A 21,660-nucleotide genomic window follows, 5' to 3' on the forward strand; every position below is an offset into this window, starting at 1 on the left:
CGGGGCTTTAGTGCCTTTTCGCCGCTCGGGTAGACTCCGCCGACTGTGACGCCTCCCGAGTCCCGCGCCCTGTCCGCGCCGCACCCGGAGGCGGCCTGCCCCGAAGAGACAGTGAGCCACCACACTCGCACCGCCTCCCGGGCCAGGACCGTCGGCGCTCCCAACGACTCCGCCGCTCCCGGCGGCTCCGCCGCTCCGGCCGGCCGTGGTGGCGCTGGCGTGCAGACCGTGGAGCCCGACACCGACACCGACACCGACACCGAGACCGCGCCGACGGCGGTCCCCGCCGTGCCGGCCGCAGCCGACGGCGGCGGCGCCGAGGGGGCGGACGAGCCCGGCCGTCGTCGGTGGGCCCGCTGGACCGGGCGACGGCAGCATCTGGCGGTCGGCGTGCTGTTCCTGCTCGCCGCGCTCTGCGTGACCAGCCGGATCTGGCTGGACCCGTCCGGCCGGGTGGCGTCGCTCTATACCGGAGACCCCGCCCAGGTGCAGTTCTTCCTCGCCCACTCGGTGCGGGTGGTGCTGCACGGCGAGTACCCGTTCTACACCGAGCAGTTCAACTATCCCGACGGCGTCAACCTGATGGCGAACACCGCCGTGCTGGCGCTGGGCATCCCGATGGTGCCGGTGACCCTGCTGTTCGGGCCGGCGGTGTCCTTCGTGGTGCTGGTGACGCTCGGCCTCGCCGGCACCGCCATGGCCTGGTACCTCGTGCTGCGCCGCCACGTCGTGCGGACGCCGCTCGCGGCCGCGGCGGGCGGCTGGTTCTGCGGCTTCTCCCCGGCGATGCTCTCGCACGCCAGTTGGCACCCGAACATCATCAGCCAGTTCCTGCTGCCGTTCATCGTCTGGCGGGTGCTGGTGCTCACCCGCTCGCGCCGGCCGGTCCGCGACGGCGTCCTGCTGGCCCTGCTCGTCACCGCGCAGGCGTTCATCAACGAGGAGATCCTGCTCTTCACGGCGCTGGCCTGCGGGATCTTCCTGCTCGCGGTGGTGGCTCAGGAGCCGGCCCGCTGGCAGGCCGCGTGGCGACCGCTGGCCGCCGGCCTCGCCGCCTGCGCGCTGCTGGCCGGGACGCTGCTGGCGTACCCGCTGTACGTGCAGTTCGCCGGGCCGATGGCGTACCACGGGCTCAGTGACGCGGTGCGGGACTACGGCAACGACATCGCCTCCTTCTTCGCGCCCGGCTCGGCCACTCTCGGCGGCAACCAGCGGGCCAACGTCAACCTGGCCCCGAACTACTCAGAGGAGAACGCCTTCTTCGGCTGGAGCCTGTCGCTGCTCGCCGTCGGCGTCGTGGTGTGGCTGCGGCGGGAGATGATCGTCCGGGCGCTCGCCGCGACCGGTGCCCTCTTCGCCCTGCTCTCCCTCGGCGAGCGGATCTCCTGGTGGGACCGGGAGTTGTTCGCCGGGCCGTGGGAGCTGCTGGTGCAACTGCCCCTGCTGGACGCGGTCGTGCCGACCCGGTTCGGCCTGATCACCACCGTCGTCATCGGTCTGCTGCTGGCGCTCGCCGTCGAGCGGGCCTGGGCGCTGCGCCCGGCCGACAGGCGTACCGTCCGGACGCTCACCGCCGCCGGCCTGGCGTTCGCGCTGCTGCCGATCGCCCCGATGCCGCTGCGGATGGTCTCCCGCCCGCCGGTGCCGCAGTTCATCACCGCCGACCGCTGGCGGGCGTACGTCGGCCCGGACCAGACGCTCGTGCCGATCCCGGTGCCCAGCATGGGCAACACGCACGGCATGCGCTGGGCGGCGGCCACCAACCTCGACTTCAAGATCCCCGGCGGCTACTTCCTCGCCCCCCGCAACGGCAACACGGGCGACCCCGGTCGGTTCGGTGGTCGGCCCAGTGGGGTGGGCCAACTGCTGGAGGAGGTGGCGACCACCGGCCGGACCCCCAAACTGGACGACAGGCAGCGTCGGCGTTTCACCGACGAGTTGCGGCACTGGCACGCGGCGATCCTGGTGCTGCCGGTCCGCCAGCAGCACGTCGAACCGCTGCGGCGTACCGTCGAGGAGCTCGTCGGCCCCGGTCGGCAGGAGCTGGACGTCTGGGTGTGGGACGTCCGGACAATTACCGACCGCTCGGTCTGATGTCCACCGGAACGACGTCGGCGGCGACGTCGGCGGGGGACGCGACGGGGGATGCGACGGCGACGGCCGGTCCGCCGCGCTCGCGCCCCACCCGGCCGGCGTGGCTGCCGGACGCGCTCGTCATCGCCGGCTACCTGGGGCTGGCGGTGCTGCTGACCAGCGCCCAGTGGGGTCATCCCGGACGGCTGTTCCACCAGGCCGGCGACCAGGTGCTCTTCGAGTGGATGCTGGCCCACGCGGCACACGCCGTCGTCGCGGGGGAGAACCCGCTCTTCAGCACCGCCCTGAACGCCCCGGACGGGGTCAACCTGATGGCGAACACCTCGGTGCTCGGCCTCGGTGTCCCGCTGACCCCGGTCACGCTGCTGTTCGGCTCGCAGGTGGCGTTCTGCGTGGCGGTGGTCTGCTGCCTCGCCGGCACCGCCGCGGCCTGGTACGTGCTGCTGCGCCGTCGACTGGTCACCGCTCGCTCCGCGGCGGCGCTCGGCGGGCTGGTCTGTGGCTTCGCCCCCGGGATGATCGCCCAGGCCGGGGCGCATCTGCACGTGGCCGCCCAGTTCCTGCTTCCGGCGATCCTCGCCCTGGTGTTCCGTCCCGCATCGAGCCCGCGCGGGGTGTGGCGTCCCGGTGTCGGCCTCGGCCTGCTGCTCGTCTGGCAGGTGTTCGTCGGCGAGGAGGTGCTCGTTCTCCTGGCGTTCGCCGCCGGGGTGTTCACGCTGGGATACGCCCTCGCCGACCGGGCCGCGGCCCGCCGCCTCGCGCCGTCCCTGCTCGGTCGGCTCGCGGTGGCGGCCCTGGTGGCGGTGACGCTGCTGGCGTACCCGCTGTGGTTCCAGTTCCACGGACCGCAGCACTACACCGGGATGGCCTTCGCCGCGCACGGCTTCCAGCTCGACGCCGCGTCGTTCACCGCGTCGGCCCGGCAGACAGTGCTCGGTGACGACTGGCTGCCGGGGCTGCTCGCGCCGAACCCGACCGAGGAGAACTCGTTCTTCGGGCCCGGGCTGCTGGTGCTCGCCGTGGTCGTCGTGATCTGGCTGTGGCGGCGGCCACTGGTCCGCGCGTTGGCCGGTTGCGGTGTCGTCTTCGCCCTGCTGTCACTCGGCACCGACCTGCGCGTGGACGGCACCGCCACCGGCATCGCCGGCCCGTACCGACTGGTCGTCGGCCTGCCGCTGCTCGACCTCGCGGTGCCGGCCCGGTTCGCGCTGGTCTGCGTGCCGGTGCTCGGCGTCCTGGTGGCGCTCTTCGCCGACCGGATCCGGGCGGCTCGCCGGTCACCGGCCGCGCCGGGACTGCCGGTACGACTGCTGGGGGCCGGCGCGGTGGCCGCAGCGCTGCTGCCGCTCACGCCGACGCCGATCCGGGTGGTGCCGATCGCGCCGGTTCCGCGGTTCGTCGCCGACGGAGGGTGGCGGCCGCTGGTGCCCGCGGGCCGGACCGTGGTGGCGGTGCCCCCGGTGACCGGCGCCGCGCTGAGCCCGGTGATGCTCTGGTCCGCCCGCACCGGGCTGACGTTCGGCGCCCCGGGTGGGTATTTCATCGGGCCGAGCGGCCCGGACGACCCGGCGGCCCGCTGGGGCGCCCCGGACCGGCCCACCGCCGTGCTGCTGCGCCGGGTCGCCGAGACCGGCACGGTGCCGGTGCTCGGCGAGGCCGACCGCCGCCAGGCCGTGGACGACCTGCGGCACTGGCGGGCCGCCGTGGTGGTGCTCGGCCGGTTGACGCACGGTGAACCGGTCCGCCGGACCGTCGAGGAGCTGCTCGGCCCCGGCCGCCCCGTCGACGATGGTTGGGTGTGGGACGTGCGCGGCCTGGTCGACTAGCGCTGATCCACAAGCGCGCGGACGTCCCAGACCCAGACGTCGTCGATCCGCTGCGGCGGCCCGATCAGTGCGGTGACCAGCTCGCGCAGCACCGCCTCGCGCGGGTGTGCGCCGAGCACCACCACGGACGCCTTCCAGAACCGCAGGTCCTCCACGGCCTGGCGGCGGTTCTCGTCGGTGAGGACGGGGACCGCGCCCGCGTCCATCGTCGAGTAGATGAGGCTGCTGGTCGGCCGGTTGGGTGCGCCGAAGACACCCTCGCCCAGCTCGTTCGGGCCGATGAAGTAGCCGCCCGGGACGGGGAACTCCTGCCCGGTCAGGGCACTCCACCGCAGCGTGGGCAGGCCGTGCACGTTGCTCGGGATCGGCACCGGCACGAGCGTGCGGCCCTGGGGCACGTACGGCCGCCAGCCGCCGGCGGTGATGAAGTGCGGCGGCGGGTCGATCTGCTGGGCGGGCAGCGGTCGGGGGAAGAGCGGCAGCAGGGCGAGGGCGACCGACGCGTACCCCAGCGGGCGCAGCCACCGTCGGCGCGGCGCGACAGGCGCGGTCGCGGCCTGGTCGTCGGACGTCGCCGACTCCCCGGCGCGCGGGGCCGGCACGCGGCCCGGCGCGGCCACCGGGCGGCCCTGCCGGGCCGCCGCGTCCCAGGTCAGCGCCAGCAGGACGCCCACCGCGGCGGCGACCACCAGGGTCAGCCGGGTCGGCATCATCATCTCGACGAGCGGCAGGTCGTCCGGAACGTACGACCAGGGGCCGCGCACGCCCGTCTCCACGCCGTTGAAGCGCACCCGGGGCCCGATCGCGGCCACCGTGAAGACCACGATCAGCACGGCCACGATCCGGGCGGCCAGCGACCGGCGCACCAGCAGCACGAGGGCCACCACCGACAGCAGCACCAGTGGCCAGCCGAACCACGTGTTCTGCTCGGTCATGCCGATCGTCTGCTCCACCGCCGGGTCGCCCGCCCAGGTGTCCCGGGCGAAGGTGACGAAGGCGACCAGGTCCTCGCCCCAGTTGTGGAACACGCCACCCTGCAGCCCCCGGTAGGACTGCGGGCCGTTGAACTGGAACCAGATCGGGTACGCGGCCAGCAGCAGGGCCAGCCCGCCGGCGACGCCCATCCCGGCCAGGAACGGCCCGGCCGCGGCGCGCGTCGCCCGCGGCCGCTGCACCGCGTACGCCAGCACGACGACCAGGCAGGCCAGCGCCGTGAGCAGCAGCATCTCCTCGTTGATGAAGATCTGGTACGTCACCAGCACCCCGAGCACAAGCCCGTTGCGCCGCCACCGGCCCGGCTCGCCCATCCGCAGCACCCGCACCACGATCAACGGCAGCAGGAAGTTGGACACGAAGTTGGGCTGGCCGTTGGCGTGGTGGATGATGCCCGGCGCGAAGCCGAGGAACGCCCCGCCGACGAAGGCCGCCGCCCGGGAGCGCACCAGGTGCCGCGAGAGCATCCAGTAGGCGGTGCCGGCGGTGGCCGCCAGGGCCCCTCCCAGATAGAGCGCGTACGTGACCTGGGGGCCGAACAGCATCGTCAGCGGAGACAGCGGCAGGGTCAGCCCGAGCAGCGACGTGTTGGCCATCATGTTCACCCCGTCCGGGGCGTTCTGCCGGGCCGTGAACAGCGGGTTCTCCAGGTGCCGCACCGAGTACGCGCCGTGCGCGAACAGCCACTCGAACCAGCTGTGGTCGGTGGGCAGGTGCGACGAGACCCGACCGCTCACGTCCCCCCAGTAGTGGAGGCAGACGAAGACGCCCAGCACCACATAGGCTCCGAGGGCCAACAGGTCGGCTCGGGCCGGGCGGCGTCGAGGCCGCCGTGTCGGCTCGACCTCGGCCGGCTCGGCGTCGGTCACGGGATTCAGCGAAGGGTCTACCACCGGCACGGCCACGACGCGCCATCGTACAGGCGGGGATGCGTCTCTTTTGCCGGGCCGGTACGCCCCCCGGCCGGTTTGCCGGGGCCGCCGCCTCCGGTCGGCCCCACCGGCGAGGAAGGGACGGGCGTGTCGATCATCGAGCTGGGCGAGGTCCGGGACGAGCCCGAGTCGCCGCCGACGGTCCGCCGACCGCGCGCCGCCAGTCGCCGACTGCGGGCGGGGGGAGTGCTGCTGGCGGCCCTCGTCGTGCTGGCCGGGGCGACGCCGGTGCCGAGGCGGGCGGTGGCGTCGGTGCCGACCGCGCCGGGCGCCTCGACGTACCTCACCGAGGACAGCGTCGTCGTCGTCGACGCGACGACGCCCACCGGGGATCGCTACCTGACCGCCTATGCCCTGCCCACGGCGAACGACGACAGCGTCGTGCGGCGCCGGTGGCGGACGCCGCTGGCGCGCACGGGTGACTACCTCGCCGTGTGGGCCCGACGCGGCTTGCTGCTGGCCGCGGGCGTCAGCACCACGAACAGCCCGATCGAGACGACCGCCTTCGACGCCGCGACGGGCCGGCAGCTCTGGCGGCATCCCGGGGTCGCCCGATGGACGGCAGACGGGGGCCTGCTCCTCGTCAACGACGAGTCCGAGGAGTTCGGCGCGGTGCGCAAGGTGACGCCCGACACCGGCGCCGTCCAGTGGACGGTCTCGGTGCCGGTCGCGGGCAGCCCCGAACTCCACGGTCCACCCGATCAGGTCGACCAGCTCGTGCTCGTCCGGCCGACCGGTGAGGTCCAGGTGTACGACGCCGGTTCCGGCCGCCTGCTGGACGACGTCGACACGTTGGCCGGTGCCCGGTCGGCGTTCCAGCGGGTGCAGGTGGTGGGCGATCTGGTGCTCCTCGTCCCACCCGGCAGCACCAGGCTGGTCGCGTACGGCCTGCCCGGGCTCGATCCGGTGTGGACGTCCCCGGTGCCGCTGGTGTCCTGGGCGACCACGTGCGGAGACCTGCTCTGCGCGGTCCAGCAGACCGGCGGCATCCAGGCCGTCGACCCGGCCACCGGCGTCGTCCGCTGGGCCGACTCGGGTCCGGACATGTTTGTCGAGACCCGGGGAGATCGGCTGCTGGTGACCGGACCCGACCAGCGGTACGCGGTCCGCGACGCGGCGACCGGGCGGGAGCGCGTCGACCTGGGTGAGTGGCAGCTGGTGGCTCCACTGCGGCGCGACGACGAGCTGATCGGCGTGCGGTCGGCCGGCAGGCAGCTCGTGGTCGCCGCGCTGGACCTGCGCACCGGGGGGACGCGCGTCCTGGACGTGCTGCCGGACGTCGCCGGCGGGTGCCAGGCTGCGCTGCCCGTCCTGCTCTGCCGCCGCCTCGACGGCTCGACCGGCCTGTGGCGGTTGGCCCGATGACCGGCGGTGTGATCGACCTCGGGGAGCTGCGGCACGGGCCGGACCTCGACCCGCTGCCCCGCCCACCGTCGGCCCACTGGCGGCCCCTGCGGTGCGCGCTGGTCCTGGTGCTGCTGCTGGCCGGCCTCGCCGGTTCGGGGCCGTTCCACAGGCGCGAGGTGGTGACGCTGCCGGCCGATCCCGGCGCCGACGCGCTGGTCTCGGGCGACCTCTTCGTCCTCGTCGAGCCGCTCGGCAGGACGGGACAGCGGCGGATCACCGCCACCCGGCTGCCCGCTGGCGAGCCGGTCTGGCAGGTGCCGTTGCCGGCCGAGGGCCGATACTGGGGAGTCGCGCAGCAGGGCGAGACTCTGCTGGTCACGGGCCACGAGGTCGGCCCGGACCGGCAGGGCACGCTCACGATGGCGCTGGACCGCCGGACCGGGGCGTACCGCTGGCAGCAGCCCGGCAACCCCGCCGCGCTCCCCGACGGCAACATCCTCATGTGGTCCCAGGTCAGCGACGACCAGCCCGGCACCCTGCGCGGTGTCGACCCGTGCTGCGGCACGGTGCGCTGGCAGGTGCCGATCAGCGCCGGCGGTGAGTTCGTCTTCCGCGACGGCGAGCACGGGGTGGACCGTCTGGTGGTCGCCCGCCCGAGTGGCCCGACCGAGGTCCGCGACGCGACCACCGGCGCGGTGCTGGCCCGCGCCGACCTGGGCACCACCGCCGCTGGGTCCGGCCTGTCCGTGCAACTGGTGGACGACCTGCTGCTCACCATCGGCGGCCCGTCGCCCACGACCACCGCCTACGGGCTCGACGACCTGCGCCAGCGGTGGCGCGTGCCCGTCGACGGTGCGATGTACGCGTCGGACTGCGGGGTCGTCATCTGCGTGCAGACCCGCTCCGGCGGAATGCGGGCGCTCGACGCCGCGACCGGTCGGGAGCTCTGGGGGAGCGACCGCTGGGGGTGGGTCTGGCCGTACGCCGGTCGGCTGGTGGCCACCACGGTGAGCACCGCCGGGCCCGGCGCGCAAGAGCTGGTCGTGCTCGACCCACCGAGCGGCCGGGTGCTGGCCGAGCTGGGTCGATGGGAGCTGGCCGGGTTCGCCCAGGGCGGCCCGATGGTCGGCGTACGCAGTCATCCCGACGGGGGTCTGCTCGTCGCCGAACTGGACGTCCCCGATGGCCGCGCGCGGCTGCTGGACGTGCTGCCGGACGCGTCCGGGGACTGTCAGGCCCTCCCCGGGCGACTGCTCTGCCGGCGCCACGACGGCGCGTACGGGCTGTGGTCATTGCCCCGCTGACCACCGGCGGGTCGATGCGGGCGGCGAGGGAGGATTGTTGCCCGCCGGCACTAGGTTGTCGGTGGTCAGCAGCGAGGAGGCCGGGATGCGGGTACTGGTGGTGGAGGACGAACGCAACCTCGCCGACGCGATCGCGCGCGGATTGCGCAAACGGGGCATGGCGGTGGACGTGGCGTACGACGGCGACGCCGGTCACGAGGCGGCGTTCGTCACCCGGTACGACGTGGTGGTGCTCGACCGCGACCTGCCCGGCGTGCACGGCGACCAGATCTGTGCCGACCTCGCCGCCTCCGGGGCGCTGACCCGGGTGCTGATGCTGACCGCGAGCGGCACCGTGGCCGACCGGGTGGAGGGGTTGCAGCTCGGGGCGGACGACTACCTGCCCAAGCCGTTCGCGTTCGACGAGCTGGTCGCCCGGGTGCAGGCGCTGGGCCGGCGGGCCACCCCGGCCGCGCCGCCGGTTCTCGCACTGGCGGATCTGGTGCTGGATCCGGCCCGGCGGGTCGCCACCCGAGCCGGTGTGCCCATGGACCTGACGAACAAGGAGTTCGGCGTGCTCTGTGAGCTGCTCAAGGCCCGCGGCGCGGTGGTGTCCAGCGAGGAGCTGCTGGAGCGGGTGTGGGACGCCAACACCGATCCGTTCACCACAATCGTCCGGGTGACGGTAATGACGCTGCGCCGCAAGCTCGGCGATCCGCCATTGATCGAGACGGTGGTGGGGGCGGGTTACCGCACCGCCGAGGTCCTGCCGTGAGCCGGCTCGGCCGGCTGCGACCCACCCTGCGGTTGCGGTTGACGCTGCTCAACGGGGTGCTGCTGGTCGGCGCGGGCGCGATCCTGGTGCTGCTGGCCTGGCTGCTGGTCCGCGACGCGCTGCGGCCCACCGACGAGCTGCTGCCCGGCACGGTGGTGGTGCTGTCCGACAACCGGACGATGGATGCCGCCCAGTGGCAGCGGCAGTTGGTCGACGCCGCCTCCGGGGAACTGCTGGCCAAGGGCCTGGTCGCGCTGTTGGCGATAAGCGTGGTCGGGGTGGCGGGCGCGTACGCCGTGGCCGGCCGGGCGCTGCGGCCCCTGCACCAGGTCACCGCGACCGCGCAGCGGCTCGGCGAGGCGACCCTGGACCAGCGGATCGGCTACTCGGGCGCGGACGACGAGGTGGCCGAGCTGGCCAAGACGTTCGACGCGATGCTGGACCGGATCGCGTCCGCGTTCGAGGCGCAGAAGCGGTTCGTGGCCAACGCCTCGCACGAGCTGCGTACCCCGCTCGCCGTGATGCGGACCGAGATCGACGTGACGCTCAGTGACGATGACGCGGACGCCGCCGAGTACCGCCGGATGGCGACAGTCGTCCGCGACGCCTCGGAGCGGGCGAACGGCCTGGTGGACGCGTTGCTGGTGCTGGCCCGCAGCGAGGCCCAGACCGGGCGGCGGCTGGGTCGGCGCACCGAGTGTGACCTGGCGACGGGCACCGCCAACGCGCTGTCGGCGATGCGCCGCGAGGTGGAGCGGATCGGCCTGCGCGTGCAGACGTCGCTGGAATCCGCGCCGGTGGTAGGCGATCCCGGACTGCTCGACCGGCTGGCCGGCAACCTGATCGAGAACGCCGTCCGCTACAACCACCTGCACGGTCGGCTCTGGGTGCGTACCGGCACCGACGGTGAGCGCTCGTGGCTGGTGGTGGGCAACACCGGTTTCGAGGTGGACCAGGCCGACGTGCCGGGGCTGTTCGAACCGTTCCGGCGCGGTGGCCGGGAACGCACCGGGGCGCGCGGCTCCGGGCTGGGCCTGTCCATCGTCCGGGCGGTCTGCCAGGCGCACGGCGGTGCCGTCCGGGTGGTCGCCCAGCCCGGCGGCGGCCTGGAGGTGACTGTCACCCTGCCGACGGCGGACGCCCCGGCGGTGGCCGGCCCGGTGGCCGCCGGAGGCTGAAACGGGGTTGCGCGCGGCGCTCGGCCGATGGCAAGATCGCCGGAGTCAGCTCGAGACGAGAGGGGGTGCGTCGATGTCCACCAGTCATGACTCCGCACCCCGGGTGTTCGCCGGCTGACCCCGGGCAGCGGAGCGTCCTCATCCCACCATGGAGGGACCACCCGTGTATCCACGGATCCGCAACATCAGCTTCGACTGTCACGACACGTACTCCCTGGCCGGCTTCTGGTCGGCCGTGCTCGGCTACGCCCGGCACAGCGAGGACGTCCCCGGTGATCCGGAGGCGGCCGTGCTGCCGCCGGACGAGACCCTGCCGAACCTGTTCTTCCAAGAGGTGCCGGAGGACAAGGTGACCAAGAACCGGCTGCACATCTGCCTGGAGCCGGTCGACCGGACCCGGGACGAGGAGATCGAGCGGGTGCTCGGCCTCGGGGCCACCCTGGTGACCGACCGACGGCACGCCGACGGGACGGGCTGGGCGGTGCTTGCCGACCCGGAGGGCAACGAGTTCTGCGTGGTCCGCAGCGCCGGGGAACGTGTCGCCACCACCACTGTGGAGGACCAACCGTGAGTTCGACGATTCACAACATCAGCATCGACTGTCACGACACGTACGCGCTCGCCGGCTTCTGGTCGCAGGTCTTCGACTGCCCACGGCATCCCGACGACTTCCCTGGCGACCCGGAGGCGATGCTCCTGCCGCCGGGCGGTCCCGAGGTGCTGTTCATCGCCGTGCCCGAGGGCAAGGCCGTGAAGAACCGACTGCACCTGGACCTGGAACCGGCCGACCGGTCCCGGGCCGACGAGGTCGAGCGACTGCTCGGCATCGGCGCGACGCTCGTCGCCGATCAGGTCGGCCCGACCGGCGGAGGTTGGGTGGTGCTCGCCGACCCGGAGGGCAACGAGTTCTGCGTACTCGGCAACGCCGCCGAGCGAGCGGCGGCCGCGGCGGCGCGGGCCGCGGCTACGGGTACGGGCGAGCCGGTCTAGCGCCGGCGGCACCGCTGCCGTCCCATGATCGGATCGGTGGGGCCCCGGTCACCCTGAAGGGTGGCCGGGGCCCGGTCGTGCACGGGTCAGGAGCGCTGTTCGATCTGCCCCCGGATGGTGACGAACTCGGCCTTCGTCTCCTCGGCCGACTTGAAGTACATGACCACCAGGCCCACGCTGCCCCGGTCGGCCCAGATGCAGACGCCAAGCGGCACGCTGTTGGTCTTGCCGTCACCGCAGCGCGCGTCGCCGCCCAGCGGGCCGGCCTCGACCGCCGCCATGTTGGTCACCGCCAGTTCGCTGGAGAGCCCGGTCACGGCCTCGTCCAGCTCCTTCTTCGGGTCGGCCATCACGCCGGACACCGCCGTGATCATGACGAGATCCTGCTTGGTCGGATCGCCGTAGAACCCGCCGACGGTGCTGGTCTCGTTCTGCACCTCGGCCTTCATCGAGGTGACCATCTGGTCGGCGATCGACTGCAACTGCGGGTCGGTGTTCTTGGCCCGGCCGGCGAGGGTGGCAGGCGCGACCACCCGGGTCTTGGTGGCGTCGACGACGTCGCCCACCTCGTCCTTCAACGCGAACCAGGCGATCGCCGCGCCGCCGAGGCAGAGCACGAGCACCACGGCCAGCACGATAAGGATGATCTTGCCGACGTTCGACTTCTTGGCCGGCGGCGGGCCGCCGAACTGGTTCGGGTCGCCGTACGGCTGGCCCGGCTGAGCCGGCGGGAAGCCCTGCTGCTGCGGCGGCGGCCAGCCACCCTGCGGCTGGCCCTGCTGCGGCGGTGACCAGCCACCGGGCTGCTGTGGCGCTGGCGGCTGGCCGGGCTGCTGCGGGGGAGGGGAATCGTGCGGCGGGCCGAAGGGGTTGGCCGGCGGCTGGGACATCAGTCAGCTCCAGGATCGGGGTGCGAAGCGCGTGATCCTAACCCGGTGCCGACGGCGGTGTCGCCCGCGCCGGTCTCGTCCGGCGCCCCGCGGTGACCGCCAACGAGCGCGGTGGCCGGCCCGGTCCACGAGGGACGGTCCGGCCACCGCGACGGTGGTGCGGGGATTTCCTCAGGCGGGCAGGCTCGCCGCCCCGCGCGGCAGGAACCGGCGGCCGGTGACCCGCTCGCTGGTGCCGGTCCGGTCCAGGTACGGCGTGACACCGCCCAGGTGGAACGGCCAACCGGCGCCCAGGATCATGCACAGGTCGATGTCCTGCGCCTCGGCGACCACACCCTCGTCCAGCATCAGCCGGACCTCCTGCGCGAGCGCGTCGAGCGCGTTCTGGCGGACCTGCTCGGCGGTCAGCGGCTGGTCACCGACGACGAGCAGCTTGGCGACCTCGTCGTTGACCTGGTCGTCGACCACGATCGGTTGGCCCGAGTCGGCGATCCGCTTGAGGTTCTCGCTGACGGAGAACCGGTCCGGGTACGCGGCGTGCAGGGTGCCACCCACGTGGTACGCCACGGCCGGCCCGACGAGCTGGAGCAGGGCGAGCGGGCGCATCGGCAAACCCAGCGGATCCAGTGCGCTGTTCGCCACGTCCAGCGGGGTGCCGGCGTCGACGGCGGCGAAGACGGTGCCCAGGAAGCGGGTGAGAAGCCTGTTCACCACGAACGCCGGGGCGTCGGAGACCAGCACGCTCGACTTCTTGAGCTGCTTGCCGACCGCGAACGCGGTGGCCAGGGTGGCGTCGTCGGTGCGCTCGCCCCGGACGATCTCCAGCAGCGGCAGCACGGCCACCGGGTTGAAGAAGTGGAAGCCGACCACCCGCTCCGGGTGCTCCAGCTCGGCGGCCATCTCGGTGATGGACAGCGAGCTGGTGTTGGTGGCGAGCACGGCCTCCGGGGAGACGATCTTCTCCAGCTCGGCCCAGACCTGCTTCTTGACGCCCAGGTCCTCGAAGACCGCCTCGATGACGAAGTCGGCGTCGGCGAAGGCGCTCTTGTCGACAGTGCCGCTGACCAGGCCGTACAGCTTGGCGGCGGTGCCCTTGTCCATCCGGCCCTTGGTGACGGCCTTCTCGATCTGGGTGTGCACGTAGCCGACGCCCTTGTCCACCCGGGCCTGGTCCAGGTCGGTCATGACGACAGGCACCTGGAGGCGGCGGGCGAACAGCAGAGCCAACTGGCTGGCCATCAGGCCGGCGCCGACGATGCCGACCTTGGTGACCGTGCGGGCCAGGCCCTTGTCCGGTGCGCCGGCCGGGCGCTTGGCCCGCCGCTGCACCAGGTCGAAGGCGTACAGGCCGCTGCGCAGCTCCTCGGAGAAGATCAGGTCCGCGAGGGCCTCGTCCTCGGCGGCGGTGCCGGCGGCGAAGTCGCCGTCCTTCGCCGTTTCCAGCAGGTCGAGCGCCTTGTACGCGGCCGGGACGGCGCCGTGCAGCCGCTGGTTCAGCGTCTCCCGGGCGAAGTAGAGCACGCCCGCCCACATGTCCTTGTCGACCTCGGGCCGGGTCACGGTGACCTGACCCCGGACCACCCCGGCGGCCCACTCCAGGGACCGCTCCAGGAAGTCGGCAGGCTCCAGCAGCACGTCCGCGATGCCCATCTCGGCGGCCTGCTTCGGCTTGAGCATCTTGTTCTGCATGAGCGGGTTCTGGATGATCACCTGGGTCGCGGCGGGAATGCCGATCAGGTTCGGCAGCAGTTGGGTGCCGCCCCAGCCGGGCACCAGGCCGAGGGACACCTCGGGCAGGGCGAGCGCCGCCGCGCCACCGGAGAGCGTTCGGTAGTGGCAGTGCAGCGCCAACTCCAGGCCGCCGCCCATGGCCGCGCCGTTGACGAAGGCGAAGGTGGGAACGGTGCTGTCCTTGAGGCGGGCGAAGACCCGGTGGCCGAGCCGGCCGATCTCCAGCGCCTGCGCGCGGTCGGCGAGCTGCGGCAGGCCGACGATGTCCGCGCCCACGCAGAAGATGTACGGCTTGCCGGTGACCGCGATGAACGCCGGGTCGGCGGCGAGCGCGGCCGTGATGGCATCGTCCAGTTCGGTCAGACCGGCCGGACCGAAGGTGTTCGGCTTCGTGTGGTCGAAGCCGTTGTCCAGAGTGATCAGGGCGGCGGGCCGGTCCAGCCCCGGCACGGTCACCGAGCGCAGCAGCGCCTTCGTGACGACCTCGTTCGGCGCCTTCACTTGTTGCCCTCCGTCCAGTGCGGGTTCTCCCAGATGACCGTGCCGCCCATGCCGATGCCGATGCACATCGCTGTCACGCCGTAGCGGACCTCGGGGTGCTCGGCGAACTGGCGGGCCAGCTGGGTCATCAGGCGTACGCCGGACGACGCAAGGGGGTGGCCGATGGCGATCGCGCCGCCCCACGGGTTGACCCGCGGGTCGTCGTCGGCGATGCCGAAGTGGTCGAGGAAGGCGAGCACCTGCACGGCGAACGCCTCGTTCAGCTCGAACAGGCCGATGTCGTCGATGCTGAGCCCGGCCAGGCGCAGGGCCTTCTCGGTCGACGGAATCGGGCCGACGCCCATCACCTCCGGCTCCACGCCCACGAACCCGAACGACACCAGCCGCATGGCGACCGGCAGGCCCAACTCGCGGGCGGTCGCCTCGTCGGCGAGCAGGCTCGCGGTGGCACCGTCGTTCAGGCCGGCCGCGTTGCCCGCGGTGACCTTGCCGTGCGGGCGGAACGGGGTCTTCAGGGTGGCGAGCTTCTCCAGTGAGGTGTCCCGTGGGGCCTCGTCCACCGTCGCCAGGCCCCAGCCGCCCTCCGCGTCGCGGATGGACATCGGCACCAGGTCGTCCTGGAGCTTGCCGTTGGCGTACGCCTTCGCGGTCTTCTGCTGCGAGGCGAGCGCGAACGCGTCGGTGCGCGCCTTGGTGATGTGCGGGACCAGGTCGTGCAGGTTCTCCGCGGTGGCGCCCATGACCAGCGCGGACGGGTCGACGAGCTTCTCCGCGATGATGCGCGGGTTGGGGTCGACGCCCTCGCCCATCGGGTGGTGGCCCATGTGCTCGACGCCGCCGGCGATGGCGATGTCGTACGCGCCCATGGCGATGCCGCTGGCCACGGTGGTCACGGCGGTCATGGCACCGGCGCACATCCGGTCGATGGCGAAGCCGGGAACGGTCTTGGGCAGACCGGCCAGCAGCGCGGCGGTGCGGCCGATGGTGAGGCCCTGGTCGCCGATCTGGGTGGTGGCCGCGATGGCGACCTCCTCGACCCGCTCCGGAGGCAGCTGCGGGTTGCGCCGCATCAGCTCACGGATGCAGCGGATCACCAGGTCGTCGGCGCGGGTGTTGGCGTACATGCCACCCGCCTTGCCGAACGGGGTACGGACGCCGTCGACGAAGACGACATCCCGGACTTCACGGGGCACTTGAGCCTCCTAGCCGATGGGCGCGTTCCCCCGAATGCTACTCGCCAGTAACCAAACTGCTGCCGACCCCCGGCTGTGGCCCACCCCACACCCGTCAGGGAATGGGGTTGGGGGACAGGGCCTGGGTCAGCTGGGGGGTCAGCAGGGCGATCTGCCACTCGCGGGCACTGAAGCCGCGCAGGGTCTCCGCCACCGCGTCCTCGGTGATCTCCTCCGGCGGGGTCCAGGCCAGACGACGTACCGAATCCGGGGTGATCAGATTTTCCGGGGGCAGGTTGTGCTCGCCCGCGATGCGGACCACCACCTCCCGGCAGCGGGCCAGGCGACCGGCTGCCACCGGGTCCCGCTCGGCCCACCGGTGCGGCGGTGGTGGGCCCTCCACCGCCGGGGTGGCCGGAAGCGCGTCGTCCGGCAACTCCCGGGCGTCGTCGAGCGCGGCCAGCCAGGTGCGGGCCAGCCGACGGACCGACCGCCCCCCGAAGCCGGGCAGCGTCAACAGCGTCTTCTCGTCCTTCGGGTCCAGCTCGGCCGCGGCGACGATGGCTGAGTCGGGCAGCACCCGGCCGGGCGCGGCGTCCCGCCGAGCCGCGATCTGGTCCCGGGCGTACCACAACGAGCGGATCCGGGCCTGGGCGCGCGCCCCGCGCACCCGGTGGATGCCCGACGTACGTCGCCAGGGTTCCGCCCGGACCCGGGGCGGCCGGGCGCCCGTCCGGACCAGGGCGGCGAACTCCTCCGCGGCCCAGGCCGACTTGCCCTGTCGGGCCAACTCCGCGTCGAGCGCGTCGCGGAGGTCGGTGAGCATCTCCACGTCGAGCGCGGCGTAGGTCAGCCACGACTCGGGCAGCGGTCGACTCGACCAGTCGGCCGCCGAGTGGTGCTTCTCCAGGGTGAATCCGAGTAGCTGCTCGGTCAGCGCAGCCAGGCCGACCCGCTCGAACCCGGCCAGCCGAGCGGCCAGTTCCGTGTCGAACAGCCGGCGCGGGCGCAACCCCACCTCGGCGAGGCAGGGCAGATCCTGACTGGCCGCATGGAGCACCCACTCGGCCTCGCCGATCGCCGCGTCCAGCGTGCTGAGGTCGGGCAGCGGCAGCGGGTCGATCAGCGCGGTGCCGGCGCCCGCGCGCCGCAACTGCACCAGGTACGCGCGCTGGCTGTAGCGGTACCCCGAAGCGCGCTCGGCGTCCAGGGCGACCGGGCCGGTGCCGGCGGCGAACCGGGCCACGACCTCGGCGAGCTCGGCCGGGGTGGTCACCGGATCGGGGGTGCCGTCGCGCGGGGCGGTCAGCGGAACGGGCCCACCGTCGGTCGGGTCGGGCCCCTCGTCCGCCGGCTGCGGCTGGGCCGACGGCGGCTGCTGGGGTGCGTGTCCCGGGAGTTCTTCGGCGGGCCGACGGCGCAGGGGTGGTTCGTCGGTCACCTGCCAACCCTAGTGCGCGCCGTGATCCGGCGTGCGCAGCCGGTCCCGCGTGTGTCGGTCAGGTGTCCGCAAGGTGTCCTTTCAGATCCCGGACATCGGGGGAGACAAAGCCCGTTCGCGCAGGTACGGTCCATCGAGCCGCCGACCCCGCTCGGGTGATCCTGGGTCGTGGCCGCAGGCGAAAGACCACGGGGAAAGGCAAGATGATCATGACGGCTGGCTTCGGCGCGGGGGACGCACGGCCAATGGGCGCCGAGCCTGACGACGTGAGCGGCCGGGCCCCCGATCGGCCGGGCCCTCTGCCGCCACGCATCGAACCACACCCCGAGGCCGGTGCCACCTGGTCCGGGGCGCCGGGCCAGAACGCCGAGCCCTCCGCGGCCATCCCGGCACCCCGTACCGGCTGGGTGGCCCCGCCGAACGCCGGCCAGTGGGGCGCGGCGCCCCAGGGGCCCGTGCCCACCGGCCCGGGCATGACCGCCGCGCCCACGCCGGCTGCTCACGGCACTGCCGCGCCGTACCCGGCGGGGCCGGCGCCATACGTGACAGGGCCGGCGCCGCACGGCGCGTACACCCCTGGCGCTCCCACGTCGTACGGCGCGGGCGGCTACCCGCCCGCCGGTGACCTGGCCAGCGCGCCGCCGTTCGCCACCGCGGGTCACCCCGGCCAGCCCGGCAACCCCGGTAACCCCGGTCAGCTCGGCTGGCCGGGCGTCACCCCGCCCGCGCGACCCACCCGACGTCGGTGGCCCGTCGTGCTCGCCACGCTGCTCGTCGTCGCGCTTGCCGCCGTGGCCGGCCTGCAGGCGTATCAGCTCGACCGACTCGGCGACCGACTCGCCGCCACCGACCGCCGGCTCGCTCAGGCCCAGGACGGCGACGGCACCCGTCTCGACGGCCTGGAACAGCGCACGGACGCGCTGGAGAAGCAGGCCGGGGCGGCGTTCAACCCCGAGGCGGTGGCCAGCGCCGTGCTGCCCAGCGTCTTCCGGGTGCGGGCCGGCCAGTTCACCGGCACCGCGTTCGCGGTGGGCAAGCCGGCGGCCGGCGGTGGCACCAACCTGTTCACCAACTTCCACGTCGTCGAGTCGGTGTGGGAGAGCGGCGGTCGGGAGGTCTTCCTGGAGCGTACGGACCAGCGCTTCCCGGCCACCATCGTCAAGGTCGACAAGGCCAACGACGTGGCGCACCTGCGGGCGACCGGCAAGTTCACCGGCCTGGTCACCTCGCCCGCAGCCGTGAAGTCCGGGCAGCAGATCATCGTTGTCGGTGCTCCGCTCGGCCTGGAGGACAGCGTCACCACCGGTGTGGTGAGCGCACTGCGCGCCGCGCAGGGCGGCTCCGGACCGGCCATCCAGTTCGACGCCCCGATCAACCCGGGCAACTCCGGCGGCCCGGTGATCAACGGCAGCAAGCAGGTGGTCGGCATCGCCACCGCCAAGGCGCGTGACGCCGAGGGCATCGGGCTCGCCATCCCGATCAAGGTCGCCTGCGACGGTTTCAAGATCTGCTGACCCGCGGCCCCGGACGCCCGCGCCACCCCGCGCCACCCCGCGCCACCCCTGGCCTTCCGGCCGTCCGCGCCACCCCTGGCCTCCCGGCCGCCCGCGCCACCGACGGCCTACCCGGTCGTCACCGACCCGTCCGGGTCCTCGGCCTCGGACGACCCCACCGCTGCATCCGGTCCGTCGCGCCTACCGGCGGAGGGACCTGCTCACCTGGAGGAAGAAATGTCCCAGCCACCGACCGGGCCGGAGGGTCTCCCGCCCGCCACCCCGACGCCGCCGGCCGGCTCGCCGGACCCCGACGCGACGGTGCGGCACGCGGCCGGCACCGACCCGACCGTGCAGTACCCGGCCGGGCAGCCCGCGCCGCAGCAGTACGCGCCGGGCCAGCCCACGCCGCCGCAGCAGTACGCGCCGGGCCACGCCGGGCCGCAGTATGGTGCGCCCGCGCAGCCGCAGTACGGCCCCCCGCAGACGCCCGGCTACCCGGCCAGCGCCCCGCCGTACGCCGGCCAGCCGATGTCCGCGCCGCCGGTGTCCGGTCCGGCGTACGGCCAGCCGATGTCCGCGCCGCCGGTGTCCGGTCCGGCGTACGGCCAGCCGATGTCCGCGCCGCCGGTCTCCGGTCCGGCGTACGGCCAGCCGATGTCCGCGCCGCCGGTGTCCGGTCCGGCGTACGGCCAGCCCATGTCGGGCCCGCCCGGGATGCCGCCGTACGGTGCCGCCCCGGTTCCACGGCGGGGTCGCGCGGTGCTGGTGCTGGCCCTGGTGGCGGCGCTGCTCTTCGTGGTCAGCGGGGTGATGACCGGGCTGTTCGTGACCAAGAACAACGAGCTGAACCGGACCGAGAAGCGCCTCACCGCTCAGGTCAGCCAGCGCGACGGGACCATCGCGGCCAACACCACCGAGATCGCGAAGCTCAAGACCGATCTGCAGGCCATGCAGGACAAGCTCGACAACACCGAGCAGGACCTGACCGGCACCCGCAACGACCGCGACGAGCAGGCCCGGCAGAAGAAGGTCATCGCGAGCTGCCTGGACAAGCTGACCACCGCGCTGGGTGCGGCGGCGGCCGGGAACAGGAGCGCGTACAACGCGGCGATGAAGGGCCTCGACAAGGTGTGCGACGAGGCGGAGAACTACCTCTGATTCGCTGAGCCGGCCGCCGCCCAGGTTTTCAGGCGGTGGCGGCCGGACGGCGGTCGGCCAGGGCGGTGACCCCGGGTGGGGGCAGGCCGGCCGTCGAGGCGAGCAGGGCGCACCAGCCGAGCAGGTGGGGGGCGAGGTCGTCGTCGACGGGTGTCCAGGAGGCGCGGATCTCGATGTCGCCGGCCGTCGGTGGACCGGCCAGGTCACCGAACCGGGTCGACATCGTCTGGGTGACCGTCCCGCCGATCGCTCGGTGATCCGCGTCCTGGGCGTCCAGGGCGTCGGTCAGCCACGTCCAGCCGACGCCGGGGAGCAGCGGGTCGGCGGCGAGGTCGACCTCCAGCTCGGCCGTCACGTAGGTGACCAGTCGCAGCGTGCCCTGCCAGGCCTCGTGCCCGGCCGGGTCGTGCAGCAGGATCAGCCGGCCGGTGGCCACCTCGTCGCCGTCGCGCAGCACGGTCGCGGAGAGCGCGAACGTGAACGGTGCGAGCCGCTGGGGGGCGCCGACCTCCTCGAGGGTGATCTCCGGTCGGGGCGCCGGCGACCGCAGCCCGGCGACCGCGCGGGCGAAGGTCTCCGGGAGCGCGATCGGGGGGGCCATGTCGGCAGCCTATGCCGCCGTCGGCCCACAGGCTTCGACGGCGCGCCGACACGTACCCCGAGCGCCCCGGCGCGCGACGGACGTTAGGTGCGTCGCCTTCCGTTCACCCTCCGCGGCCTGGGGTCGGGCGGCGTGGCACGATTGCGGCGATGACCACGGATACCACGGGCACTGCCGCCCGAGACGGACACCCGCGCCCCGGCGGCCCGGCCGACTCGCCCTTCATCCGGGCCTGTCGGCGTCGGCCCGGCCCGCACACCCCGGTCTGGTTCATGCGCCAGGCCGGCCGCTCACTGCCGGAGTACCGGGAGATCAGGGCCAGCGTGCCGATGCTGGAGTCCTGCCGTCGCCCGGATCTGGTCACCGAGATCACCCTGCAGCCGGTGCGCCGGCACGGGGTCGACGCCGCCATCCTGTTCAGCGACATCGTGGTGCCGGTCGCCGCGGCCGGGATCGACCTGGACATCGTGCCGGGCACCGGTCCGGTGGTGGCCGAGCCGATCCGTGCCGCCGCCGACGTCGAGCGGATCCGCCTGATCGGCCGCGACGACGTCTCGTACGTGGACGAGGCCGTCCGCCAGCTTGTGGTCGAGCTGGGCGACACCCCGCTGATCGGCTTCGCCGGCGCGCCGTTCACCCTGGCCAGCTACCTGGTCGAGGGCGGCCCGTCGCGGACCCACGCGAAGACCAAGGCCCTGATGTACGGCGACCCCGAGCTGTGGCACGCGCTCTGCGGCCGGCTGGCCGAGGTGACGCTGGCGTTCCTGCGGGTGCAGATCGAGGCCGGCGTGTCCGCGGTGCAACTGTTCGACTCGTGGGCCGGCGCGCTCTCCGAGGCCGACTACCGGCGCTACGTGCTGCCGCACTCGACGTCCGTGCTGAGCGGGCTGGCTGACGCCGGCGTGCCGCGCATCCACTTCGGGGTGGGCACGGCCGAACTGCTCGGCGCGATGGGCGAGGCCGGCGCGGACGTGGTCGGCGTCGACTGGCGTACCCCGCTGGACGTGGCCACGCACCGGATCGGCCCGGACAGGGCGGTGCAGGGCAACCTGGACCCGACCGTGCTGCTCGCGCCGTGGCCGGTGGTGGAGGCCGAGGTGCGCCGGATCCTGGCCCAGGGGCGGGCGGCTCCCGGGCACGTGTTCAACCTCGGCCACGGTGTGCTGCCGGAGACCGACCCGGACGTGCTGACCCGGGTGGTCGCGCTGGTGCACGAGGTTTCCAGCCGCCGGGCCGACCAGGACTGACACGG

General features: G+C 73.5%; 17 protein-coding genes. 11 read left to right on the top strand and 6 right to left on the bottom strand.

The window, feature by feature from the left end:
* The first annotated feature begins 228 nt into the window (after positions 1-228).
* Both ACGFIE_RS15585 and ACGFIE_RS15590 read left to right on the top strand, forming a co-directional pair.
* On the top strand, positions 229-2,094 hold the full coding sequence (locus ACGFIE_RS15585) for a hypothetical protein (RefSeq protein ID WP_393295650.1): 1,866 nt from the start codon (positions 229-231) through the stop codon (positions 2,092-2,094).
* On the top strand, positions 2,094-3,920 hold the full coding sequence (locus ACGFIE_RS15590; protein ID WP_393294909.1) for a hypothetical protein: 1,827 nt from the start codon (positions 2,094-2,096) through the stop codon (positions 3,918-3,920). Before ACGFIE_RS15585 ends, ACGFIE_RS15590 begins: the two co-directional genes overlap by 1 nt.
* Here ACGFIE_RS15590 and ACGFIE_RS15595 read toward each other — a convergent pair.
* Positions 3,917-5,782, bottom strand: a complete 1,866-nt coding sequence (locus ACGFIE_RS15595) for a hypothetical protein (RefSeq protein ID WP_393294911.1) — start codon at positions 5,780-5,782, stop codon at positions 3,917-3,919. The genes ACGFIE_RS15590 and ACGFIE_RS15595 overlap by 4 nt on opposite strands.
* A gap of 150 nt (positions 5,783-5,932) precedes the next feature.
* On the opposite strand from ACGFIE_RS15595, the gene ACGFIE_RS15600 reads away from it, so the two are divergent.
* The 6 genes from ACGFIE_RS15600 to ACGFIE_RS15625 all read left to right on the top strand — a co-directional run bounded on the left by ACGFIE_RS15600 (position 5,933) and on the right by ACGFIE_RS15625 (position 11,418).
* Complete coding sequence (locus tag ACGFIE_RS15600; protein ID WP_393294913.1) at positions 5,933-7,210, top strand: PQQ-binding-like beta-propeller repeat protein; 1,278 nt, start codon at positions 5,933-5,935, stop codon at positions 7,208-7,210.
* Positions 7,207-8,496 carry a PQQ-binding-like beta-propeller repeat protein gene (locus ACGFIE_RS15605; protein WP_393294915.1) on the top strand — a complete coding sequence of 430 codons (1,290 nt, stop codon included), beginning with the start codon at positions 7,207-7,209 and terminating at the stop codon, positions 8,494-8,496. The genes ACGFIE_RS15600 and ACGFIE_RS15605 overlap by 4 nt, the downstream gene beginning before the upstream one ends.
* Before the next feature lie 85 nt (positions 8,497-8,581).
* Positions 8,582-9,250 (top strand): response regulator transcription factor, encoded by a 669-nt coding sequence (locus tag ACGFIE_RS15610; RefSeq protein ID WP_393295653.1) that lies wholly within the window; start codon positions 8,582-8,584, stop codon positions 9,248-9,250.
* Complete coding sequence (locus ACGFIE_RS15615) at positions 9,247-10,428, top strand: sensor histidine kinase (protein WP_393294917.1); 1,182 nt, start codon at positions 9,247-9,249, stop codon at positions 10,426-10,428. Before ACGFIE_RS15610 ends, ACGFIE_RS15615 begins: the two co-directional genes overlap by 4 nt.
* 148 nt (positions 10,429-10,576) lie before the next feature.
* Positions 10,577-10,999 carry a VOC family protein gene (locus tag ACGFIE_RS15620; RefSeq protein WP_393294919.1) on the top strand — a complete coding sequence of 141 codons (423 nt, stop codon included), beginning with the start codon at positions 10,577-10,579 and terminating at the stop codon, positions 10,997-10,999.
* Positions 10,996-11,418, top strand: coding sequence for a VOC family protein (locus ACGFIE_RS15625; RefSeq protein WP_393294921.1), 423 nt, complete (start codon positions 10,996-10,998; stop codon positions 11,416-11,418). Before ACGFIE_RS15620 ends, ACGFIE_RS15625 begins: the two co-directional genes overlap by 4 nt.
* A gap of 86 nt (positions 11,419-11,504) precedes the next feature.
* Here the strand turns inward: ACGFIE_RS15625 and ACGFIE_RS15630 are convergent, their stop codons facing one another.
* The 4 genes from ACGFIE_RS15630 to ACGFIE_RS15645 form a co-directional block, all read right to left on the bottom strand.
* Positions 11,505-12,308, bottom strand: a complete 804-nt coding sequence (locus tag ACGFIE_RS15630) for a hypothetical protein (RefSeq protein ID WP_393294923.1) — start codon at positions 12,306-12,308, stop codon at positions 11,505-11,507.
* A gap of 171 nt (positions 12,309-12,479) precedes the next feature.
* Positions 12,480-14,540 carry a 3-hydroxyacyl-CoA dehydrogenase NAD-binding domain-containing protein gene (locus tag ACGFIE_RS15635; protein WP_393294925.1) on the bottom strand — a complete coding sequence of 687 codons (2,061 nt, stop codon included), beginning with the start codon at positions 14,538-14,540 and terminating at the stop codon, positions 12,480-12,482.
* The gene (locus ACGFIE_RS15640) at positions 14,537-15,733 is read right to left on the bottom strand and encodes a thiolase family protein (protein WP_393294927.1); all 1,197 of its coding nucleotides are present in this window, start codon (positions 15,731-15,733) and stop codon (positions 14,537-14,539) included. The genes ACGFIE_RS15635 and ACGFIE_RS15640 overlap by 4 nt, the downstream gene beginning before the upstream one ends.
* Positions 15,734-15,827: 94 nt before the next feature.
* The gene (locus tag ACGFIE_RS15645) at positions 15,828-17,153 is read right to left on the bottom strand and encodes a ribonuclease D (RefSeq protein WP_393294929.1); all 1,326 of its coding nucleotides are present in this window, start codon (positions 17,151-17,153) and stop codon (positions 15,828-15,830) included.
* 245 nt (positions 17,154-17,398) lie between these two features.
* Between ACGFIE_RS15645 and ACGFIE_RS15650 the strand changes: the two genes are divergently transcribed.
* Together ACGFIE_RS15650 and ACGFIE_RS15655 are read left to right on the top strand one after the other, a co-directional pair.
* A complete protein-coding gene (locus ACGFIE_RS15650) occupies positions 17,399-18,667 on the top strand; it encodes a trypsin-like peptidase domain-containing protein (protein WP_393295656.1) in 1,269 nt (422 codons plus the stop codon).
* A gap of 216 nt (positions 18,668-18,883) precedes the next feature.
* On the top strand, positions 18,884-19,807 hold the full coding sequence (locus tag ACGFIE_RS15655) for a hypothetical protein (protein WP_393294931.1): 924 nt from the start codon (positions 18,884-18,886) through the stop codon (positions 19,805-19,807).
* A 28-nt stretch (positions 19,808-19,835) separates the two neighbouring features.
* On the opposite strand, the gene ACGFIE_RS15660 is transcribed toward ACGFIE_RS15655, so the two are convergent.
* Positions 19,836-20,408: a DUF3000 domain-containing protein gene (locus ACGFIE_RS15660; RefSeq protein ID WP_393294933.1), complete on the bottom strand. Its 573-nt coding sequence runs from the start codon at positions 20,406-20,408 to the stop codon at positions 19,836-19,838.
* A gap of 149 nt (positions 20,409-20,557) precedes the next feature.
* On the opposite strand from ACGFIE_RS15660, the gene hemE reads away from it, so the two are divergent.
* Positions 20,558-21,655, top strand: coding sequence for a uroporphyrinogen decarboxylase (gene hemE, locus ACGFIE_RS15665; RefSeq protein ID WP_393294935.1), 1,098 nt, complete (start codon positions 20,558-20,560; stop codon positions 21,653-21,655).
* Positions 21,656-21,660: the final 5 nt, after the last annotated feature.

Origin of the sequence: Micromonospora sp. NPDC049275 (genome assembly GCF_043197115.1) — a bacterium.
Classification (GTDB): domain Bacteria; phylum Actinomycetota; class Actinomycetes; order Mycobacteriales; family Micromonosporaceae; genus Micromonospora.

Bases quoted from the DNA above. Each gene is read 5' to 3' on its own strand.
- ACGFIE_RS15590 (WP_393294909.1), top strand. From the start codon at position 2,094: ATGTCCACCGGAACGACGTCGGCGGCGACGTCGGCGGGGGACGCGACG.
- ACGFIE_RS15605 (WP_393294915.1), top strand. From the start codon at position 7,207: ATGACCGGCGGTGTGATCGACCTCGGGGAGCTGCGGCACGGGCCGGAC.
- ACGFIE_RS15610 (WP_393295653.1), top strand. From the start codon at position 8,582: ATGCGGGTACTGGTGGTGGAGGACGAACGCAACCTCGCCGACGCGATC.
- ACGFIE_RS15620 (WP_393294919.1), top strand. From the start codon at position 10,577: ATGGAGGGACCACCCGTGTATCCACGGATCCGCAACATCAGCTTCGAC.
- ACGFIE_RS15630 (WP_393294923.1), bottom strand. From the start codon at position 12,308: ATGTCCCAGCCGCCGGCCAACCCCTTCGGCCCGCCGCACGATTCCCCT.
- ACGFIE_RS15650 (WP_393295656.1), top strand. From the start codon at position 17,399: ATGGGCGCCGAGCCTGACGACGTGAGCGGCCGGGCCCCCGATCGGCCG.
- ACGFIE_RS15655 (WP_393294931.1), top strand. From the start codon at position 18,884: ATGTCCCAGCCACCGACCGGGCCGGAGGGTCTCCCGCCCGCCACCCCG.
- ACGFIE_RS15660 (WP_393294933.1), bottom strand. From the start codon at position 20,408: ATGGCCCCCCCGATCGCGCTCCCGGAGACCTTCGCCCGCGCGGTCGCC.
- hemE (WP_393294935.1), top strand. From the start codon at position 20,558: ATGACCACGGATACCACGGGCACTGCCGCCCGAGACGGACACCCGCGC.